Raw genomic sequence first — 18981 nt, forward strand, 5'->3', positions numbered from 1 at the left:
AATCAATAGAAAAAGCTTGAGGGAGTTCCCTCAAGCTTCTTTTCATTATTAATCGTCTTCTCCTATGATTTTCACTTCACGTTCAAGATCGACGTTAAACTTTTCTTTTACCGTTTTTTGAACATGTTCAATTAGGGCAATGTAGTCGGTTGCTGTTGCATTATTTTTGTTGACAATAAAACCTGCGTGCTTAGTTGAAACCTCGGCTCCACCGATGCTGGTACCTTGAAGTTCACTGTCTTGAATTAATTTACCTGCAAAGTATCCAGGCGGGCGCTTGAATACACTCCCACATGACGGATATTCTAGTGGCTGCTTAGATTCACGTTTATAGGTCAAGTCATCCATCAGCTCTTTGATTTCATCATAATTCCCTGGTTTTAAGCTAAAGGTCGCTTCAAGAACAATGTCTCCGTTTTCGGCAATATTACTGTGACGGTAATCCAGTTCAAGGTCTGCTGCTGTCCGCTTGACTAATTCTCCGTTCCGATCGACCACATAAGCATAATCCAATACATCGCTTATTTCTCCGCCATACGCACCTGCGTTCATAAACAATGCTCCGCCAACCGTCCCAGGAATTCCACAGGCAAACTCTAAGCCGGATAACCGTTCCGCTAGAGCTCTTCTTGATACATCGATGATAGCTGCGCCGCTTTGGGCAACGATCTGGGAGACGTTCGTCTTAATTTCATTGAAGTTCTTTAAGTGAAGAACCACTCCGCGAATTCCTCCGTCTTTCACGATCAGGTTCGACCCATTCCCTAACAGTGTGAAAGGAAAATCCATTTCGTTCGCCAGCTTCACGACACTCTGTACTTCTTCGTAGGTGGTAGGAGTAATGAAGAAATCCGCTTTTCCCCCGAGCTTTGTGTACAGATGGTTTCGTAATAATTCATCTGTTTTTATATTTTCCTCTGCTATGACGCCAGATAATCGTTGATAAATCTCATTCTTTTTTATCATTTAAATCAGTCCTATTAAAAAAGTAAATTTTATGTTCGTTATTTCAAATGAATCACTGTTATATTATATGCCTAATTGGGTAATAAGTTAAACCCTTTGAACATAAAACGCTTCTTTTCCCCCAAATAAGAAAGTGAACAAATTGACTTAAAGCATGAATAGTACCTTTTTTAACCATTTTTCTTCCTAATGTTTTTCCGACATTATCGATAATCGCCCCTCTATCCAACTCATAGTCAAAAGGTGTAATAACAGAAGGTAAGAAATATTTTCAATAATTAGAGGAAATTACCAAAAAATGCAGAATCATTTATGAGTGTTATATAACTCTAGGGGGAATCAGAATGATCTCTAATTGGAAAAAAGGGCTTGCTACCGGATTAGCCACTACAATGTTAATGGGTATTGTACTGCCAGACTTTACTTACGCTGAAAGCTCAAAAAAGCCTGAAGAAACATTACAAGATTTGAAGAATCGATTAGGTTTGGAAAAAAACGCTGCCAAGATTGCGAGTGTTACAAAGGATGAAAAGCAGGCCTTCACGAACGATCAGCTTATTATCCGCTACACATCACCAATCTCTGCAGCTCAGCATAAGAAGGCAGGCGGGACACTTAAGAAACGTATATCTTCACTCCATTATGATGTCATCACTGTCAGTAACCCCGACAACTTAATGAAGGTGGCAGAAAATTACGCCAACCTTCCAGGAGTTCGGGGTGTAACAAGAAGTGCTCTTGTACATAAAATGGATACGAGTGATTTTAAAGCGTCTAGAATGTACCATTTAAGCACCCTGTCCATAGAAAAGGCCCAGCGTTTAGCAGGTAAGAATAGAGTGAAGGTAGGGGTTATAGATACAGGGGTAGAAGTTAATCATCCAGAGTTGAAAAATAAGGTGGTCGTGAATAAGAATGCGATGAATCCTTTGAAAAAAGGACAGCCGGATATCCATGGAACACATGTATCAGGAATTATTGCAGCGGAAAAAGGAAATGGCATAGGTGGATTCGGAGTGGCACCAAACTCGGATATCGTGTCCATCGATGTGTTCAATCGTTCGATGTTCGTGACAGATTATACGATAGCTGAAGGAGTGCTAGAAGCGATCCGCCAAAAAGTGAAAGTCATTAATATGAGTTTAGGCACATATTTTCCTTCCCCAATCATCAAAGATGCTGTAAAACAAGCGACCGATGCAGGAATTATAGTGGTTGCTTCTGCAGGTAATGACGGAGCAGATATGGTTAATTATCCTGCTGCATTTGAAAATGTTATTAGCGTGGGGGCAACAAATGATAAAAATGAATTGGCTGAATTCTCAACCTATGGCAAGTCAGTGGATGTCGTTGCTCCTGGAGAACAAATTTATTCTCCGGTATTTGATTACGATAAAACATCTTCATTTGCGAAATTAAGTGGTACGTCCATGTCTGCTCCGATGGTGACAGGAGTTGTATCTTTATTATTATCAAAATATCCGAAGCTCTCTCCTTATCAGGTAAACTATATCTTGACTCAGACAACCAAGGATTTAGGAGAAAAAGGATATGATACAACATATGGGTATGGCATGATTGACCCGGTGAAAGTATTATCTTTCAATCCTAAGAATATTCCAGCTGACCCTAACATGACAGTGAATGAAGGGAAGAATAAAGCAACTCTTCTAAAAGTAGGAGATAAAGAAGTTCAAAAGGGTTCATTTAAAAAGCCGGATGAGGCCTATTATTATAAAGTGAATATGAAAAAAGATGAGTATCTTCAGTTGGATTTAAATGGGCAGGAACTCTATGATTACAAGATGGAATTATCCTTTTTTGAATCCGGTGAAGACAAACCGGTGAAGACAACAGATATTAATGATTCAACGAAAAAAAATGAAGAGGGATCACTCTATCAAGCGAAAGCTGATGGCACCTTACTCATCAAAGTGATGGATTCGTTTGGGCATTATAATGTGAAAGGTGAATCTGCCTTCAACTTGACAGTGGAAAGGTTCAATGACCTCCCAGAAGATACTAATACGATGGACAATCCAGTCTCCCTTGGCGTACTTCCAGCTGAAACGGGGCTTGAGAATTATTTTACAGACGAATTGTCCGTCATGGAAGAGTATCCTGACGACATGATGGATGAAGAGAATCAAGACACATCGAATCCTGCAGAGGATACGGCTGAAGAAGATGATTCAGATGAAGAACCACTATTCAAGGGTGTACCTGGGGATTCCGACTTTTATAAATTCTCTGTACCTGCCGCCCCCGATGCACCTTCTAAAGTAATCAAAGTGAATGTATCAGACGTCAGCGGTATTGACTCTAGTTTATCTCTTTATATGGTAGAAAAATATGAAGATGAAGAAATGGTAGAAATGATAGATTCTGTAGGGGGAAATGGGACAAGTGAAGGGGAAGAAGCTTCATTTGAAGTGATCCCGGGACAAGAATATATCATGGAAGTGACAAACAAACCATTTTTTGACGAGTTCTTCTTTATGATGGGTACAGGATTTGAAATCAACTATGACCGCTCCTATTCATCTCATAATCCCTATAAAGTCTCGATTGAATTGAAGGATCTACCGATTGACGAGGATCAATTCCCGAGAATTGATTATGTTCCGGAGGAAGGAATGGAAGACTTCATTGATAAGTTTCAAGAGTATTCTAAAGAAGCCAAGCTTAAGATGATGGACCCATATGGCATGATGATGGAAGAAGACAGCTTCTACGATATGATTAAGGAAATAGCCTTGCCTTATGAAGAGGGAGTAACTCAGAAAGGATACTCACAATATTTAGGGGATGAGGACTGGTTCAGCTTTACTCCGAAATCAGATGGTCTATTCCATCTATTTACGCCGAATCATGAAGGGTATGCAGCACCGATGTTTGATTTGTTTGTTTATAACAAACAAGTGAAGGATTTGGATATTGTCTATAGTAATGGAGCGGACTCCTTTTTTGCCCCACCTAAATTGAAGGAAGATTCGTATGTAGGACTGAAAAAGGGAATCACCTACTTTATCCGATTGAGCGACCCGATGTATCGAGCGAATTATAAGCCATATGAATTCACTCTTTCGTCCATGATAAAAGGAACCAGTGATCGTTTTGAGAATAACGATGATTTTAAATCAGCAAAGAAAATCACGACGAAACCAATTGAAGGGAATTTCTCAAGTTCAGGGGACATTGATACATTCTATTTTAAACCTGACAAGGAAGGTGTATTTGGAGTAACCATAACGCCGGGAGATATCGATTCTAAATATAGTAAATTACCTGGAGAGGTTAAGAAGTCAATTGATCCGGTCCTGGTCGTTCTTGAAGATAAAAATGGAAATGGGAAGCTTGAAGCTGAAGAAGAAGGAAACCTGACATTCATTGATTATGGTTTCGCGGATGATGAGGAACGGGGTGCTTTCAGAGCCAAGAAAGGGAAAGGATATTTTATTCTTGCACAGAACTATTTCCGTTTTGATTCCTCCCTTGTTCCATACCAGCTCTCTGTTACGGAAGCATCGAAGAAAGATGAAGATGCAGGTTCCGTTTTGAAAAATAAATTGCCTTCAAAGCCACTAGCTTTACGAAATTCAAACGGTGTTTCATATGAAGCGGGATATATGAACATGACTGGCAGTAAAGGGGATACAGATTATTACCGATTTAAGCAGGTGAAAGATGGGAAGAGGATGTTCCGTCTGACACTCCCATCTGATTTAGACGGAGTTATCACTGTCTATGATGCCAAAGGGAAGCAGGTAGGTAAAGCCGATCATTATGGCAGGGGCGATCTGGAATACCTCCAACTGCACTTGAAAAAGGGAACATACTATATCAAGGTGGAAGAAGTAAATGGGGACGCAAGTGTAAGTCCATATAAAATCCACGTATATTAAGGAATACAAGAAAAACTCCTGAAGCAAAGCTTCAGGAGTTTTTTATCATTGGCTGTTAAGAAATTCGTATAGTTCATCATACATCTCTCTATGGTGAGGGGTTTGAACGGTCGCCAGTCGATTAATCATTTCCGTTCCCTGGTACATAATAAAGCTTTTGCCGGGTAGGTTATAAAGCTTTGCAATTTCTAGGTATATCCTGAAATTATCCAGTCCTTGATAAATGGTATTGTTTGAATGATTCTCGATCTCTAAATTTAAACCGCTATTTCTAATCTGAGCCCGAAGAAACGCCTTATGGATCAAGGTCTTTACTTCTGTTTCATTATATTTCATTTTATGTGCATTGCTTTGAAGATAAGCACCATCAAAGCCGTACGATTTCCAGTAGTCGAAATTGGTAGTCAGAGAGTGAGGAGAATAAATGAATTTTAACTCCTTACTCTTTACGTATTCGCTCACCATTTCAAGGAGCTTTTCATCCTCTTTATTTGTGATTGTTTCGTTTAACCAATAGAAGCCCTTCAAGTGTACGGTTGAATAGTCAGAGGTATTCATTCTTGTTAAAGCTTCATCAATATACCATTTAACCAAAGAAAAGCGACTATCCAAATTATTTTCTACCAGTGTTCCATCTATATTAATGATATTTTCATATTTTTTAGGATAGGGAATGGTTAAAAATAGATTGGTTTCATCGACAGCGGGCAGTTCCTTTACTGCTGAATTTAATAGGTCAACAGCACCATCTTTGGTTAGGGTGCGATTTAAATACCATTCCCAATCACCATAGTTCGCGTGATTCTTAGGTGACTCTGTAAATTCCCCATAAGGATAGGATCTTCCCAATAGGATGAAAGTGTCAAACATTCTTCCTTGATAAGTTCCATTTTGATAGTAAGATAAATAAGGTTTAAAAAAGTCTTTACTTAAAGTTGTGTAATTTGTAATTTCATTCCCATTATAAATAAGGACTCCATTCCCAATTGTGCTGGCTGTTGAAGAAGGGAGTTCCTCATAGGTATTTAAGGTATCATTGGCAGGATGAACGGTGGCACCTTCTACATTCAATGCAAGCTGAATGGCTTGATTGGCATCTTTCACTTTATAAATTACTTCTGTCCCTTGTCGTACTTCATACGCTTGCGGAAACATAAAGATCCGGGCGAGAAATGCCGAAAATTGAGCCCTTGTGACCGGATTCTCAGGTCTGTAGGTTCCGTCAGTATAACCCGTTGTAATCTTATTAGTGGCTATACTATCAATATATTGGTAATAAGGATGTTTATAGGGAACATCGCTGTAAACCGATGCACCAGAGCCTTCTAATTCAAAGGCAACTGTTAATGCTTTGGCCATATCCTGCCTGGTAAAAGGTTCATCAGGCAGAAACTTACCATCATATGTATGGAACATTCCCTTCTTTACAACCGCATTCATGGCTTCGAAACCTGTCGTATTCCGAGAAATATCTCTTATGGGATGTTTCATTTTTACTTCTGGATGCAGGGAAAGCGCGCGTGAAAGCATCATGGCAGCCTGCTTCCTGGTAATTTGTAAACCTGGCTTAAAGGTTTTGTCATCATACCCTTTAATGACATTTTTACTACTTAAATATTGAATTTCTTTATAGGCCCAATATTCATTAGGTATGTCTGAAAACACGTTTTTGGCCGAGGATATGGAAGAGTTTAATAGAAATAGAGACAATAGAACGAGCAACGATTTAATCATTTTATGACGTAGCACAGGTGGACCTCCCGAATCATTAATACTATTACTTTTCCATATTTAGGTTAGTTTGTCTATATATTTTCTTATTAAGGGAAATATTGTTAATGTTGTTTTTGTGTGTAAAGTCATTGAATCATTCGCTGGTAGGTACATTCCAATAATTGGTTCATTCTTTTTTCTCAAATACCTAAAAGACTGTTAGATTCTGTCGATACATATGATAGAATAAACATGAAAATTAAGGAAAAGGGGAAAAATTAATGAAATTTAGGTTCTTATTGTCTATTATTGTCCTTCTTAGTTTTGGGTTAATTGCTACTCCTGCTTCAGCATCAGGCTTTACAGACATTGGAGACACTCACAGGGCGAAAGATGAAATCTATTTTCTGTCAACCGGTCAAATTGTCAATGGTTCGAATGGATATTTCTATCCTGATCGAGAAGTAACGAGAGCTGAAGCGGCTGCGATGATAGGACGTTCACTGAATCTAAATGGTACGAAAACCAATACAATATTCAAAGATGTCGGCAGTGGTAACTTTGCATCAGGGTATATTCAATCTGCTGTAAATAAAAAAATCATCAGTGGTTATAACGATGGTACTTTCAGGCCAAACGTTCCTGTTACGAGAGGGGAAATGGCATTATTAATCAGTAGAGCGTTTCAATATAATGCTACGACTGTTTCATCCGCATCCAGTGAATTGATGCAACGGGGAATTGCACAAGGAATGTCAAATGGAAGCTTTGGGGCGAGTCTTTCTATTAAAAGAGCGGACTTCTCTGTTTTCCTTGCCCGTGCCATTAACTCTGGACTAAGGTTGGAAGGGCAATCCCTTTTATTCCCTGAAAAAAAATATGTAAATACGAATATATTAAATTTCAGAAGCGGACCATCTGTCAATTACCCAGTTATTGATAAGTTATCTTACGGGATTCCTGTGGAAATTGCCTATAAAATTGGCGATTGGGGTTATGTCCGCACATTAAAGGGACAAGAAGGTTTCCTACATATGGACTTTTTAAGTGATGATTTGTCAGGTCCGATCATTCCGGAACCAGTAGATCCGTTATCTGAAGAAGTGGTCGTATTGGATGCAGGTCATGGTAAACCTGATAATGGTGCAAGCGCCTTCGGGATCTATGAGAAGGATGTTGTTCTGGCAACGGCTTTAAAGGCTGAGAAATACTTTAAACAAACTCCTCTGAATGTAAAAATGACAAGAACAACGGATAATAAAGTTGAGCTTGAAGATCGTGTTTCTTATGCCAAACAGGTAGGTGGTGACTTGTTCATCAGTATTCACGCCAATTCCTTTAATGGAAGTGCTCATGGATCAGAAACCTACTATTATGGAATAGCTAGCACAAATCCGAATATCGATCAAAGTCAGGCTTTGGCCACCTATATTCAAGAGCGACTGTTAACTGCGTGGGGAACCACCGATCGGGGGGTCAAACACGGTAATTTCCATGTTATTCGTGAGAACACAATGCCTGCGGTACTGACAGAGCTTGGATTTATTGATTATAAACCTGATAACGACAAACTGCGTTCATCGTATTGGCAGGATCAGGCAGCAAAAGCTATTTTTTTAGGGACACTCGACTACTACTATCACTATGAGAAAAAAGATGTTTTGAAATTGTACGATACTGTTGGTGCAAAGCCTTCATCTAAGCTACACTAAATAGAGAGAGATTAAATGGGAGGTGATCCTTCAAGAATAACTCTTGAAGGGCACTTCCTTTTTTACTAGGTTTAGAAAAGGGGTCGTATCTAATGAGAAAAACGTATTTCCTGTTATTATTGTTCCTATTGATTATTCCTCTTCAAGGACAGGCTGAAACAAGTGTAGATGATTATATTCTTATCTTTAAAGATGATATCAATTGGGATCTATTACAATCTCAGCATGTCCAAATAATAGATACATATAGTTCCATTTCATCTGTTGCCGTAAAAACAGACAAAAGCATAGCTGATAAGCTGGTTGCTTCCCCGGATATCCTGGGAGTACAAGTAAACCATTCATACGAAATTCAAACACAAAAAGTACCAAGGGCTTTTAACCCTTTGAATATAACACCGGAAATACGTACGGGTCTTACCGGGAAAGGAATTAAAATAGGGGTTCTTGATACCGGTATTGATTCACAGCACCCGGATTTAAAGGTGAGTGGGGGCGTTTGCGTCCTTCAAGCAGATTGTACGATGGGGTTTATGGATGATAATGGACATGGGACTCATGTGGCAGGTGTGATCTCCGCTGTTAATAACGACATAGGAACTGTCGGGGTGGCTCCTGAAGCTGAAATATTTGCCATAAAGGCATTAGACAGTACAGGTGGTGGGACAACGACTACCATTTTATCTGGAATAGAGTGGGCCATCAAGAATGATATTGACCTTGTGAATATGAGCATTACCACTAAGGATAACGACCTTGCGCTTAAGACAATGATCGATCGCGCATATCAAAGTGGAATCCTGATTGTAGGAGCGGCAGGAAATAATGGGACAGCCGGCGGTACGGAAGATAACCTGTTATATCCAGCGAAATATCCCAGCGTCATAGCAGTGGGTGCCATTAATGATAAAGAACAGAGGGTATCGACTTCAGCTACTGGTAAGGAATTAGAGTTGATGGCACCAGGCTATAATATCTATAGTACTGTTCCATTAAATGCAGATATATTCGATGGCAGCCGGGATGGATATGCCTATATGACTGGAACCTCCATGGCTGTACCCTATGTAACAGGAATTCTCGCCCTTTATAAAGAGCAGTTCCCTACCTATTCCAATCAGCAAGTAAGGGACTTACTGACAGGGAGTGCAAAAGACCTTGGAGTAGAAGGGAAAGATTCTCAATTCGGCTATGGATTAGTACAAATGAAGGACTTGCGATTGAATATCCCTGAAGGAAATGACGTCGTCCCAACGGTGACCAATGGGAAAGTAACCTTTATGATTTATAAAAGTGAGGACGTCAAAAAAATCGAGGTGAAACGATCGGACCGAATAGAAGTATCAGCAATCAAGGATGATACTTGGGACGATTATCTACCGACTGGAAGCTATGAATATACCTTTTATTATACATTTGACGACAACTCTACCTATCTTATTAAAAGAAAAATAAATGTTTCTTCCCCAAGCTTCTATGATCTGGTATCAACTCAGTGGTTTTCCACTCATATGATTTATTTGAATGTTCATGGCATTTTAAACGGGTTTAATGATGGTGGGCTGCACCCCTACCAGAATATCACAAGAGGGGAAGCACTGGCACTTGTAGGCAGGATAAAGGAATTGGATCCCACTATGAGAGAAACGGTATTTAAAGACATAGAACCTTCTTATTTTGCTTCCGGATACATTCAAAGTGCCTATGAAACCAAGTTGATTAAAGGGTTTTCAGATCTTACCTTTAAACCTTCACAATATGTAACCAGAGCGGAAATGGCCATTCTTGTAGCAAATGCTTATCAGTTAGGAAGTCAGAATCCGACTCACTTTCTAGATGTTTCAGAGAGTATGTCAGGGTATAAGCAAATCGGCGCGTTAGTAGAATCGGACATTACGAAAGGATATACGGATGGAACCTTTAGACCTCATCGATTTATAACGAGAGCTGAATTTTCTGTCTTTCTGGCTAGAGCGGAAGAACCAGATTTTAAATAAAAACACACGGAGATTTTATGGAGTGACACAGTTAAATAAGACTAAATAAAACACCTAAGCTGCCATGACTCTAAACTCTATCGGAGTCTGGCAGTTTAATTTTGTAAAAGGTCGACAATAATTATAATAATACATGTACGATTCTATTTTCTTTCGTACTGTATGGGTAGTTAGTTTCCCTCGATCCAGAGGACTGAATTCTTCTGACTTTAAAGAGGAGTGGAAGGATTCAATGACGGCATTATCAAAGCAGTTTCCTCGTCGGGACATGCTTGTGATGATGCCTCTTTTTTTAGCGTCTTCCTGAAAATCATACGATGTATATTGAGCGCCTTGATCACTGTGAAGGGTGCATTCAAATACATCACGACCTTCACACGCTCTCTTTAACGTATCTAGCACTAAAGCTTTATCTTGTTTATCACTAATGGTGTAAGCAAGAATTTCGTTATTATACAAGTCCATAATCGTTGATAAATATAACATTTTCTCACCATAAGGAAGATAGGTAATATCTGTAACCCATTTTTCATTTGGTTTAGATGCATGGAAGTTTCTGTTTAAGTAATTGGGCACGACGATTTTACTTTCCCCAGCTATATAGTTTTGTCTTTTCGGTTTAACACGGCACTGAATGTTAAATTTCTGCATAATTCGCTGTACAGTGTTTCGATTGATTTTGAGTTTGTGCTCTTTATCCAAGAGATCACGAACCATCCGGTGCCCAATGCGAAATTTCAAATCCTCACAAATATCAATGATTTTCTTCTCCAATTCTGATGGGCTCCATGCCTTTCCCCGCCAACGATAATAAGTAGCTTTAGCCACTCCAAAGCATTCACAAAGAGCAATAACGGTATATTTATGTTTAAACATCTCTACGGTCTCGACGAATACTTCTGGGACCACTTCCTTTCGATTTCCAGATACTTTCCCAACAATTCCTCGCGCATTTCATAATAAGCGACTTTCTTTCGTAACTCGGCTAGTTCACTTTCATCATCAGGACCTTTTCCATAAGAATATTGTTTCCCAAGAGGTTGAGCGAAACGATGGGTCTCACCATTCTTGAACCATATCACCCAGGTCTTAATCTGAGATCGATTCTTAATCCCGAACATCTCCATTAGCTCTTGATTTGAATGATTACCTTCTAATTTTAAACGGACAACTTCTTTCTTAACTTCTTCTGGATAGGACATTTTATTACCCATAGAAAAAACACCTCCAAATGTAAATGAATTATTTACTACTTGAAGGTGTTTTATTCAGTCTCATATTATTAGGTCTCTCTATTTATTCTCCGTGTGTTTTTATTTCTCCTAAATACCCAAAAATAGCTTTAGTTTCATGACAAATTTTGCACGCACATTCCATATGTTTACCCGTTTCTACATAATATACGCTAATGTTACATCATTGTAATGAAATCGTAACGAAAATTGGCAGAAAAATCTGCTAAACTACAAATTAGCTAGAATTTTCCTACAAAATTCCTACAAAAAAGATTTCGGGGTGTATATGTTGAAACAGCTTAGGTTAATTAGTCGGATTTTAATAGTATTTGTTCTGTCTTTGTCCCTCGCGCCACAATGGAAAGCATCAGCTGCTTCAAAAGGTGAAGAAATCGTTGCTTTAGCCAAGAAGTATACTGGAGTCCCTTACGTGTTCGGAGGAACATCACCAAGCGGTTTTGATTGTTCCGGATTCTTATATTATGTCTATGGGAAATTTGGAATTGATTTACCAAGAACATCAGCGGAACAGTATAAAGTAGGAACAGCTGTTTCAAAGTCGGAATTGTTACCAGGCGATATTGTTCTATTTGAAAATACATATAAACCAGGGATTTCACATTCCGGTATATACATAGGAAATAATTCATTTATCAGTGCAGAAAACAGTGGGATTAAGGTATCATCACTAAGCAGTTCGTATTGGGGACCGAAGTTTGTAAAGGGTAAACGAATTGTAGAACAGCCTGTTGAAGGCAGCCTGTTTAAAGATTTGCCGGATAATCACCCGGCGTTCGAAGCAATCAAAGTCCTAAATCAGCAAGACGTGATAAAGGGATACAATGACCAGTCTTACCGTCCGGATGATCAAGTCACTCGTGGGCAGGCAGCAGCTATCATAAATCGTGTTCTTGAATATGATTCTACTGGTACCAATTCTTTTAATGATGTTGGAAATAGCAATGCTTTTGCCGGAGATATCTCAGCCATTGAACATGCTGGTATTATCAAAGGATATACCGATGGAACCTTTAGACCATACGAACCTATGACCCGTGCCCAGATGGCGGTCATTTTGGATCGTGCATTTGACTTGAGTAGCAAGACCCAAGTATCTATGGCAAGCAGCCTTGTATATAATGATATACCTGTTTCCTATTGGGCTAGCGATGCTATTAATTCACTTTATCATTTAGATAAAACAACACTGTATCAAACTTCTAAATTTAGAGCAATCGATGAATCTACGAGAGCTGAATTTGCAGCGGCAATCTACAATGTAAAATAGTAGTATAAATGTATGGACCCTTATCAATTTGATAAGGGTCTTTTGGTATATTTTACTTATAAAAGAAGTATTTAGTTTTATAGTATAAGTTTGGTAGAATAAGAGGAGGGATGTCGAATTAAGGAAGAAATGGAGGAAATAAGATTGATAAAGAGGATTGGAATCATTATCACATTGTTCATGCTGGCTTTTTCTTACTCGATTCCGGTATTTGCAAAAGATGATATTACCGGAATTACTTTAGAGAAGGAAATGCGGGCTATGGTGGAGCAGGGAATCATAAAAGGATACGGTGAGGGGATTTACAAACCCGACGCTAATGTGACTCGAGGAGAGTTTGCAACCTTTCTTGCTAGAGCTCTGAAGCTTCCGGTGATTACAGAAACAAAATTTGAAGATGTATCACCTTCTTCTTCACTTGCAGAAGGGATTAATAGTGCAAGTGGTGTAGGAATTGTTACGGGATATTTGGATGGGAATTTTAGGCCAAATGAAAACGTAACCCGTGAACAAATGGCTGCTATGATCTATAGAGCTTTGCTATACAAGGGGTATGAAGATTTGTCTATGGATTTAACATTCGAAGATAGTGGCAAGATCAATAACAGCTTTAAACAGGCTGTTTCAATGAACGTGTATTATAAGATAATCAATGGGTATGTAACGGATGGAAAAACGTATTTCAAGCCTAAGGATGATGCCAAAAGGGATCAGGCAGCAGCTTTTATCTACAGAATGCTTGATTTAAATCCGCCGGAACAGCCGGAAGAGCCGAGTGATCCCGATACGAATACATATTTCAAGGTAGCTTCTATCAGTAATGGGGATATTGTACCTATTAATAGAAACTACGATACATTTGAAAAAGCGGAGAGCTCTATCACCAATCCAAATAATCAAGTAGTATTACTTGGAGATAAAGTGGTTAAAATGGCGAGTGGTATTGCTGTGGGAAGTTACCCTGCTTCGGGTATTACCGTCATATATAATGAGTCATTGAGTAAACAACTAACCTATGTATCAAACGCCTTCCAATCAGAAATGAAATATCTTGGGGCAGATTCAGAGAAAATTAAAGTTCAGGTTGCGGATACCATCGGGTATGTGAAACATGAAAATGTAACGCTGATACCGTCTGGATTAACAACAGGTAAGAGTTATTACTATGTGGAAAATGGAAATCTACTTCATAGAATCTATTACCCTATCACGAAAAACTATCAATATCCATATACGGTAGGGAAAGCCCCGGCCTTCATGAGCACTGGTCAGAAGTATTACTCGTGGAATGGCCATACCTACACCAATGAAAGTGGAAAAGTGGTAGGCGAATCTTATCCTTATTTCAACAGGATATCCGTGAGGACCAAGACAGCCTACACCGCTGAAGAATTAAATCAATATATTCTAAAAAAAGCACCTAATGGTGTACTAGTAGGGCTTGGGAAAGATTTCAAGGCTGCTGAGGAGCAATTTGGGGTAAATGCCCTTTTAATGTTATCTCACGCTATGCTTGAGACCGGCAATGGCGAATCAAAAATTGCAAGAGATAAGAAAAACTTGTTTGGAATCAATGCCACCGATACCAACCCGTATGAGAATGCGCTAACCTTTGAAACGTATGCAGCTTCAATTAATTATTATGCTAAAGAGGTTATGCTCAAGAAATATGTTGATCCAAATGGTCCATACGGAAAAGGCGGGGTTTTTGGAAATAAGTCGGTAGGGATGAATATCAACTATGCTTCAGACATTAACTGGGGACAGAAAGTTGGTGGTGGTTTCTACATCATGGATAAAGAGCTCGGTGGTAAAGATATGTTAAATAAAACATATCGTATAGGTGAAGCCGTCGATCCTGAAATTGAGAGGTATGGACTGAATGTTCGTTCTCAGCCTTCCACATCTTCGGATATACAGTTCCAAATCTTCAAGGTCGGTTACCCTCTTACCATCATTGGTGAGGTGCAAAAATCTGATGGGCTATGGTACAAAGTCATCTCTGATTCCAAAGATCACAAAGAGGCTTTTATACACAGTGATTATGTAAGGGAATTGAATGTAGCGAAGTAAATAGCAACAAGCCCCTCTTCTAATTAGAAGAGGGGCTTGTTTTCATTATTGTATCTTTACTTTTTTCTTTTTAGCATCTGCAGGAGGCGGTTAAAGCCTTCTCTATAAAATAGACGTAAACTGACGGCGTAAATAACAGCCCCTAATGGAACTAAGATGAGCAGCTTCCACAAAGAATATAGATCCTCGAACCACCCGATCTTTTGGATGAAATAAAGCGGCACGCTCATGATTAGCGTGGGCGGGATGGAACGGGCGATCAGCCTGGTTAATTTCGCTACTTCGCTCTTCTCGAAATCCTTATACACAACCATTGAGGAAACGACCAGGTAATAGACAGCTACAATTGAACTTGATAGTGCCAAGCCGGCATAGCCCATTCTGTCCACGAGCAAGTAGTTCATTACCACATTTACAAGGATTGTTGTCACACTAATTCTAAAGATGATGGCTGTTTTTCCCCGGGCATACATCGATTTAGAAACAATAAACTGTAACCCCTGAGTGACAATGAGAGGTAAATAAAATAATAGAGCTACATACGTATTCTGTGTATCTTCATTTGTAAAGGCTCCCCGTTCGTATATGAAAGATAGAGCAGAGTCTCCTACCACAAATAATCCGGCTGCAATCGGAAGGAGTGTTAACAAGGAAATTTCAAGTCCCATAAAGAATGTATTTTGAAACTTAGTAGGATTGTCCACCTGTTCAGACAATAAAGTAAAGATGATTGCCGCAATGGTAGTGGCATAGATCGCATTTGGAATACTTACGAGTAGGGAAGCGTTATTTAAATAGGTAACGGCTCCTTCTATCGTTCCAGATGCAAAGGTTTTGTCGATGAACATATTCACTTGACCGACAATTGAATTTAGTAAGGACGGGATGATGAGTGCGATAAACGCTTTTTTAAATTCTTTATTGACATGTAATGTAGGCTGCCATTGAAATCCTTTTTTCAACAAGAAAGAAAATTGGATGATGGCACCCAAAACGGTCCCGAAAATAAATCCGTAGGCTAAGCTGTGTATTCCCCAAATGTTTGAAAATAGGAGCGCAAAGATAGCACCCATTAGTGTTGCCAGAAGTTTGGAGATTTGAGAAGGGACAAAAACCCTCCTTGCTTGTAAATAGGATTCTAAAATCCCGTTTAATGCGATTGCACTCATGAAAAGAAAGAAGAACTGTGTGATTTCAACTGCAATCTCTTCAGTTGTCTTGTGCATGTGACCGAATATGAAAGGAACGAAGTAAGGTACAAGGAAATATCCAATGGCAGTGATCCCTAAGAAAAGGAGTACGGTGCTATTCAATATACCGTTCGCATTCCTTTCTGTCTCAATCGGATTTTCTTTTCGTTCTTTCACATACATAGGTAGAAATACATTATTAAACCCATTGGCGATCATAGCGACAATCAGTGTAATAAAGGTAAACGCTAATAAATAACCATCTGTGTATTCATTAGCGCCGAATTCATTGGCAATGATACTTTCTCTAAGAAATCCGGATAATTTGAGGACTAACGCCAATAGAGTAATCCAAATGGCGGTTTTTTTTAATGTAGACACATTTGTCACCTGCTTTAAAATTCCATATTCATCTAAAAAAGATGCTGACCAAAAGGATTCAGTGTCTTCATGGTCAGCAATATGATCTTCTATGGTTGGATTGAATTAAGTCAGCGCACTCTTATAAATGGCTTCATATTTTTTAGCAGCAGCGATATGAGAGTATTGCTCCTCTATTTTCGCCCGTGCCTTGGCTGCCATTCTCTGGCCTTCTTCAGGGTGATCCAAGAAGTAGATGATAGCATCTGAAAGTTCTTCCACATTTTGCTCTTCGACAAGTAAGCCGTCCACTTCCGGATCAACAATCTCTTTTAGCCCACCGACTGCACAAGCAACTAACGGAGATCCAGAACCCATTGCCTCAAGTGCAGAAATGGAAGTGGCTTCTTCCACACCTGCAGAATGGACACTAGGCACAAGTACGACATCACTCAGTGCATAATACTCTTTGATTTGATCATGAGGTATGGCTCCAAGAAGAGTAACATTGTCCTGTAAAGAGTGCTTCTCGACAATTTTCTTGATTTCTGATAGAGCTTCTCCGCTTCCCGCATAAATTAATTTGGTGTTAGGGTGTTTCTCCAGTACTTTAGGCAATGAAAGTGCCGGATAGATCACACCATTTTTCTTTGTTAACCTTCTAGGAACGAATAATACATGGTCATCCCTGGAGATTCCGTATTTATCACGGAATTGGTCCCTGAATTCTTGATCGGGTTTAAAGTTATGGATATCAATGAAGTTGCGGATGGCATTTCCATCCACTCCTGATATGTCTTTCACATACTCTTTTAATCGTTGATCGACCGTAATGATTTTTCTTGTTCCTTTATACGCCTTAATTTCAACTTCCTTCATATAAGCAGCTTCTTCGCTGCCTTCATCCATAGATCCTTTACTGATGGATTCAAAGGTCATATATCCATGTACAGTTGAAACAGTAGGGATTCCGGTTTCAAGGGCAGCAAGGGTTGTAAATGGATCCTGAGCATTGATCAGGTCATATTGCTTGTCCTTGTTTTTTTCGATTAACGCTTGAATTAAATTTTTTCTCGCATTATGAGACCAAACAATGCCTTTCCCTTTTTTAAACTTGTTAAGGATAAAGCTTGGTCCTTTAGCATAGACATTTTGCTTTGAAGCAGAAACATCAGAGAAGGATAATACATCCACCTCATGTCCTAAGCTTTCAAGACCGGATTTTAATGTTGTGACATGGGTCGATAATCCTCCGGCATGGGGATAATCGTAAACTGTTGCGATTAATATTTTCATAAGTATGCCCTCCTATAAAATTTAGGCAAAGAATTTTTCTTTCATTAAATGTAGATTTCTCTTCGCTTCATTTCTCATTCCTTCAGCATTGTTTCTAACCGTCATCGATTCCTCTTCACGGTTATGAAGGATCGTTCTTGCATTTTCTGTCACTTGGTTTACATCAATATTATCAAGGTCGGCAGAATACTTCCACATTCCACTTCGCTTTAATAAACTTTCTACCTTCTTATCATAGCTGAATCCGATATGAGGAATGCCCTTTAAAGTTGAGAAGATTAAAGCGTGCAGGCGCATCCCGATTGTCATCTCACATTCCCCGATGAAATTCAGGTATTGGTTAGGTGTAAAATCTTTGCCTAACATGATGGTTTTCTCAGGGTGTTTCATGTAGCTCATGACCTTTTCACTTGCATCAACATCATGGTGACCCTCCATTGGTACAAAGACAGGGGTCACTTCTTCTTCTTGAATCAGTCTGTCAAGAACCTGGGCCATTTGTTCGAATTGTTGAATACGGTCGAACCAAGGTCGAACGGAGACCGCCACCAACTTCTCATCTCCCTTTAATGGAAGAGACTTGATGCAGATATCATCATCTTTTGCCTGGAAAGCAAACACAATGTCTGATGTAACCACTGTTTCAGGCTTCCTGACTCCAAGCTTGTGCAGAAGCTCTTTAGAATATTGATCCCTTACTGTTATGAAGTCTGCCAGGTTTGCGAGCTTCATTAAGAACTTGCCCCAACCTGATGTTACAGGTCCAATTCCCTGAGAGAAAAACATGACCTTTGTATTGCACATCTTAGCTAATAGCACGATTAACAGATAATATGGAAGGGGTCCAAACAAGAATTTGGTCGGATAAGCATCTTGCAAGAGACCGCCGCCTCCGCTTATTAAAAGGTCTGCCTCTCTCAAAGCCTTGACCTTCTCTTTATTCTCTCTTCTCCAGGCACGGTAAACACTTTTCACATTATGCTCTTGTGCCGTCTTCTGAGGTGAAAGTGAAAAAACGGTAATATCAGGGTTTTCAAATTCCTCACGTAAATTGTCAATAATTGCTTCTAAAATTGCTTCGTCACCTGTGTTTCCTAAACCATAAAATCCAGAAATTACAAACTTCTTCAAAGAAGTTTTCCTCCTTTATATGTCGTGTAATTCTTATAAGAATGCTTCAGGGAAGCCACTTACACTTCATTTTTTGTAAAAATAAAATAATTCATAGTGTATGATATGCACACTT

General features: G+C 39.2%; 11 protein-coding genes. 5 read left to right on the forward strand and 6 right to left on the reverse strand.

Annotation, left to right across the window (positions count from 1 at the left end; all coding sequences use genetic code 11):
• Positions 1–48: 48 nt before the first annotated feature.
• The gene (murB, locus tag SLH55_RS06790; protein WP_320323004.1) at positions 49–966 is read right to left on the reverse strand and encodes a UDP-N-acetylmuramate dehydrogenase; all 918 of its coding nucleotides are present in this window, start codon (positions 964–966) and stop codon (positions 49–51) included.
• A 344-nt stretch (positions 967–1310) separates the two neighbouring features.
• On the opposite strand from murB, the gene SLH55_RS06795 reads away from it, so the two are divergent.
• Positions 1311–4871: a S8 family peptidase gene (locus tag SLH55_RS06795; RefSeq protein WP_320323005.1), complete on the forward strand. Its 3561-nt coding sequence runs from the start codon at positions 1311–1313 to the stop codon at positions 4869–4871.
• A gap of 45 nt (positions 4872–4916) precedes the next feature.
• Here SLH55_RS06795 and SLH55_RS06800 read toward each other — a convergent pair whose 3' ends face one another.
• Positions 4917–6620, reverse strand: a complete 1704-nt coding sequence (locus tag SLH55_RS06800) for a DUF4855 domain-containing protein (RefSeq protein ID WP_320323006.1) — start codon at positions 6618–6620, stop codon at positions 4917–4919.
• Positions 6621–6865: 245 nt separating this feature from the next.
• Between SLH55_RS06800 and SLH55_RS06805 the strand changes: the two genes are divergently transcribed.
• Positions 6866–8296 (forward strand): N-acetylmuramoyl-L-alanine amidase, encoded by a 1431-nt coding sequence (locus SLH55_RS06805; RefSeq protein WP_320323007.1) that lies wholly within the window; start codon positions 6866–6868, stop codon positions 8294–8296.
• A 92-nt stretch (positions 8297–8388) separates the two neighbouring features.
• Entirely contained in the window at positions 8389–10293 is a 1905-nt protein-coding gene (locus tag SLH55_RS06810) for a S8 family peptidase (protein ID WP_320323008.1), read from the forward strand.
• Between the two features lie 54 nt (positions 10294–10347).
• Here the strand turns inward: SLH55_RS06810 and SLH55_RS06815 are convergent.
• A protein-coding gene (locus SLH55_RS06815; protein WP_320323009.1) for an IS3 family transposase occupies positions 10348–11507 on the reverse strand; the annotation gives its coding sequence in 2 pieces (ribosomal slippage) (positions 10348–11228 and positions 11228–11507; 1161 coding nt in all).
• A gap of 310 nt (positions 11508–11817) precedes the next feature.
• Here SLH55_RS06815 and SLH55_RS06820 point away from each other — a divergent pair.
• Complete coding sequence (locus SLH55_RS06820) at positions 11818–12816, forward strand: NlpC/P60 family protein (RefSeq protein ID WP_320323010.1); 999 nt, start codon at positions 11818–11820, stop codon at positions 12814–12816.
• Between the two features lie 144 nt (positions 12817–12960).
• Positions 12961–14889, forward strand: a complete 1929-nt coding sequence (locus SLH55_RS06825) for an S-layer homology domain-containing protein (RefSeq protein ID WP_320323011.1) — start codon at positions 12961–12963, stop codon at positions 14887–14889.
• Positions 14890–14945: 56 nt separating this feature from the next.
• Here the strand turns inward: SLH55_RS06825 and murJ are convergent, their stop codons facing one another.
• The 3 genes from murJ to csaB form a co-directional block, all read right to left on the reverse strand.
• The gene (gene murJ / locus SLH55_RS06830) at positions 14946–16460 is read right to left on the reverse strand and encodes a murein biosynthesis integral membrane protein MurJ (protein ID WP_320323012.1); all 1515 of its coding nucleotides are present in this window, start codon (positions 16458–16460) and stop codon (positions 14946–14948) included.
• A gap of 105 nt (positions 16461–16565) precedes the next feature.
• Positions 16566–17735 (reverse strand): glycosyltransferase family 4 protein, encoded by a 1170-nt coding sequence (locus tag SLH55_RS06835; RefSeq protein WP_320323013.1) that lies wholly within the window; start codon positions 17733–17735, stop codon positions 16566–16568.
• Between the two features lie 21 nt (positions 17736–17756).
• Positions 17757–18866: a polysaccharide pyruvyl transferase CsaB gene (csaB, locus tag SLH55_RS06840; protein WP_320323014.1), complete on the reverse strand. Its 1110-nt coding sequence runs from the start codon at positions 18864–18866 to the stop codon at positions 17757–17759.
• Between the last annotated feature and the right edge of the window lie 115 nt (positions 18867–18981).

Source organism: Rossellomorea sp. YZS02 (genome assembly GCF_033963925.1).
Taxonomy (GTDB): Bacteria; Bacillota; Bacilli; order Bacillales; family Bacillaceae_B; genus Rossellomorea.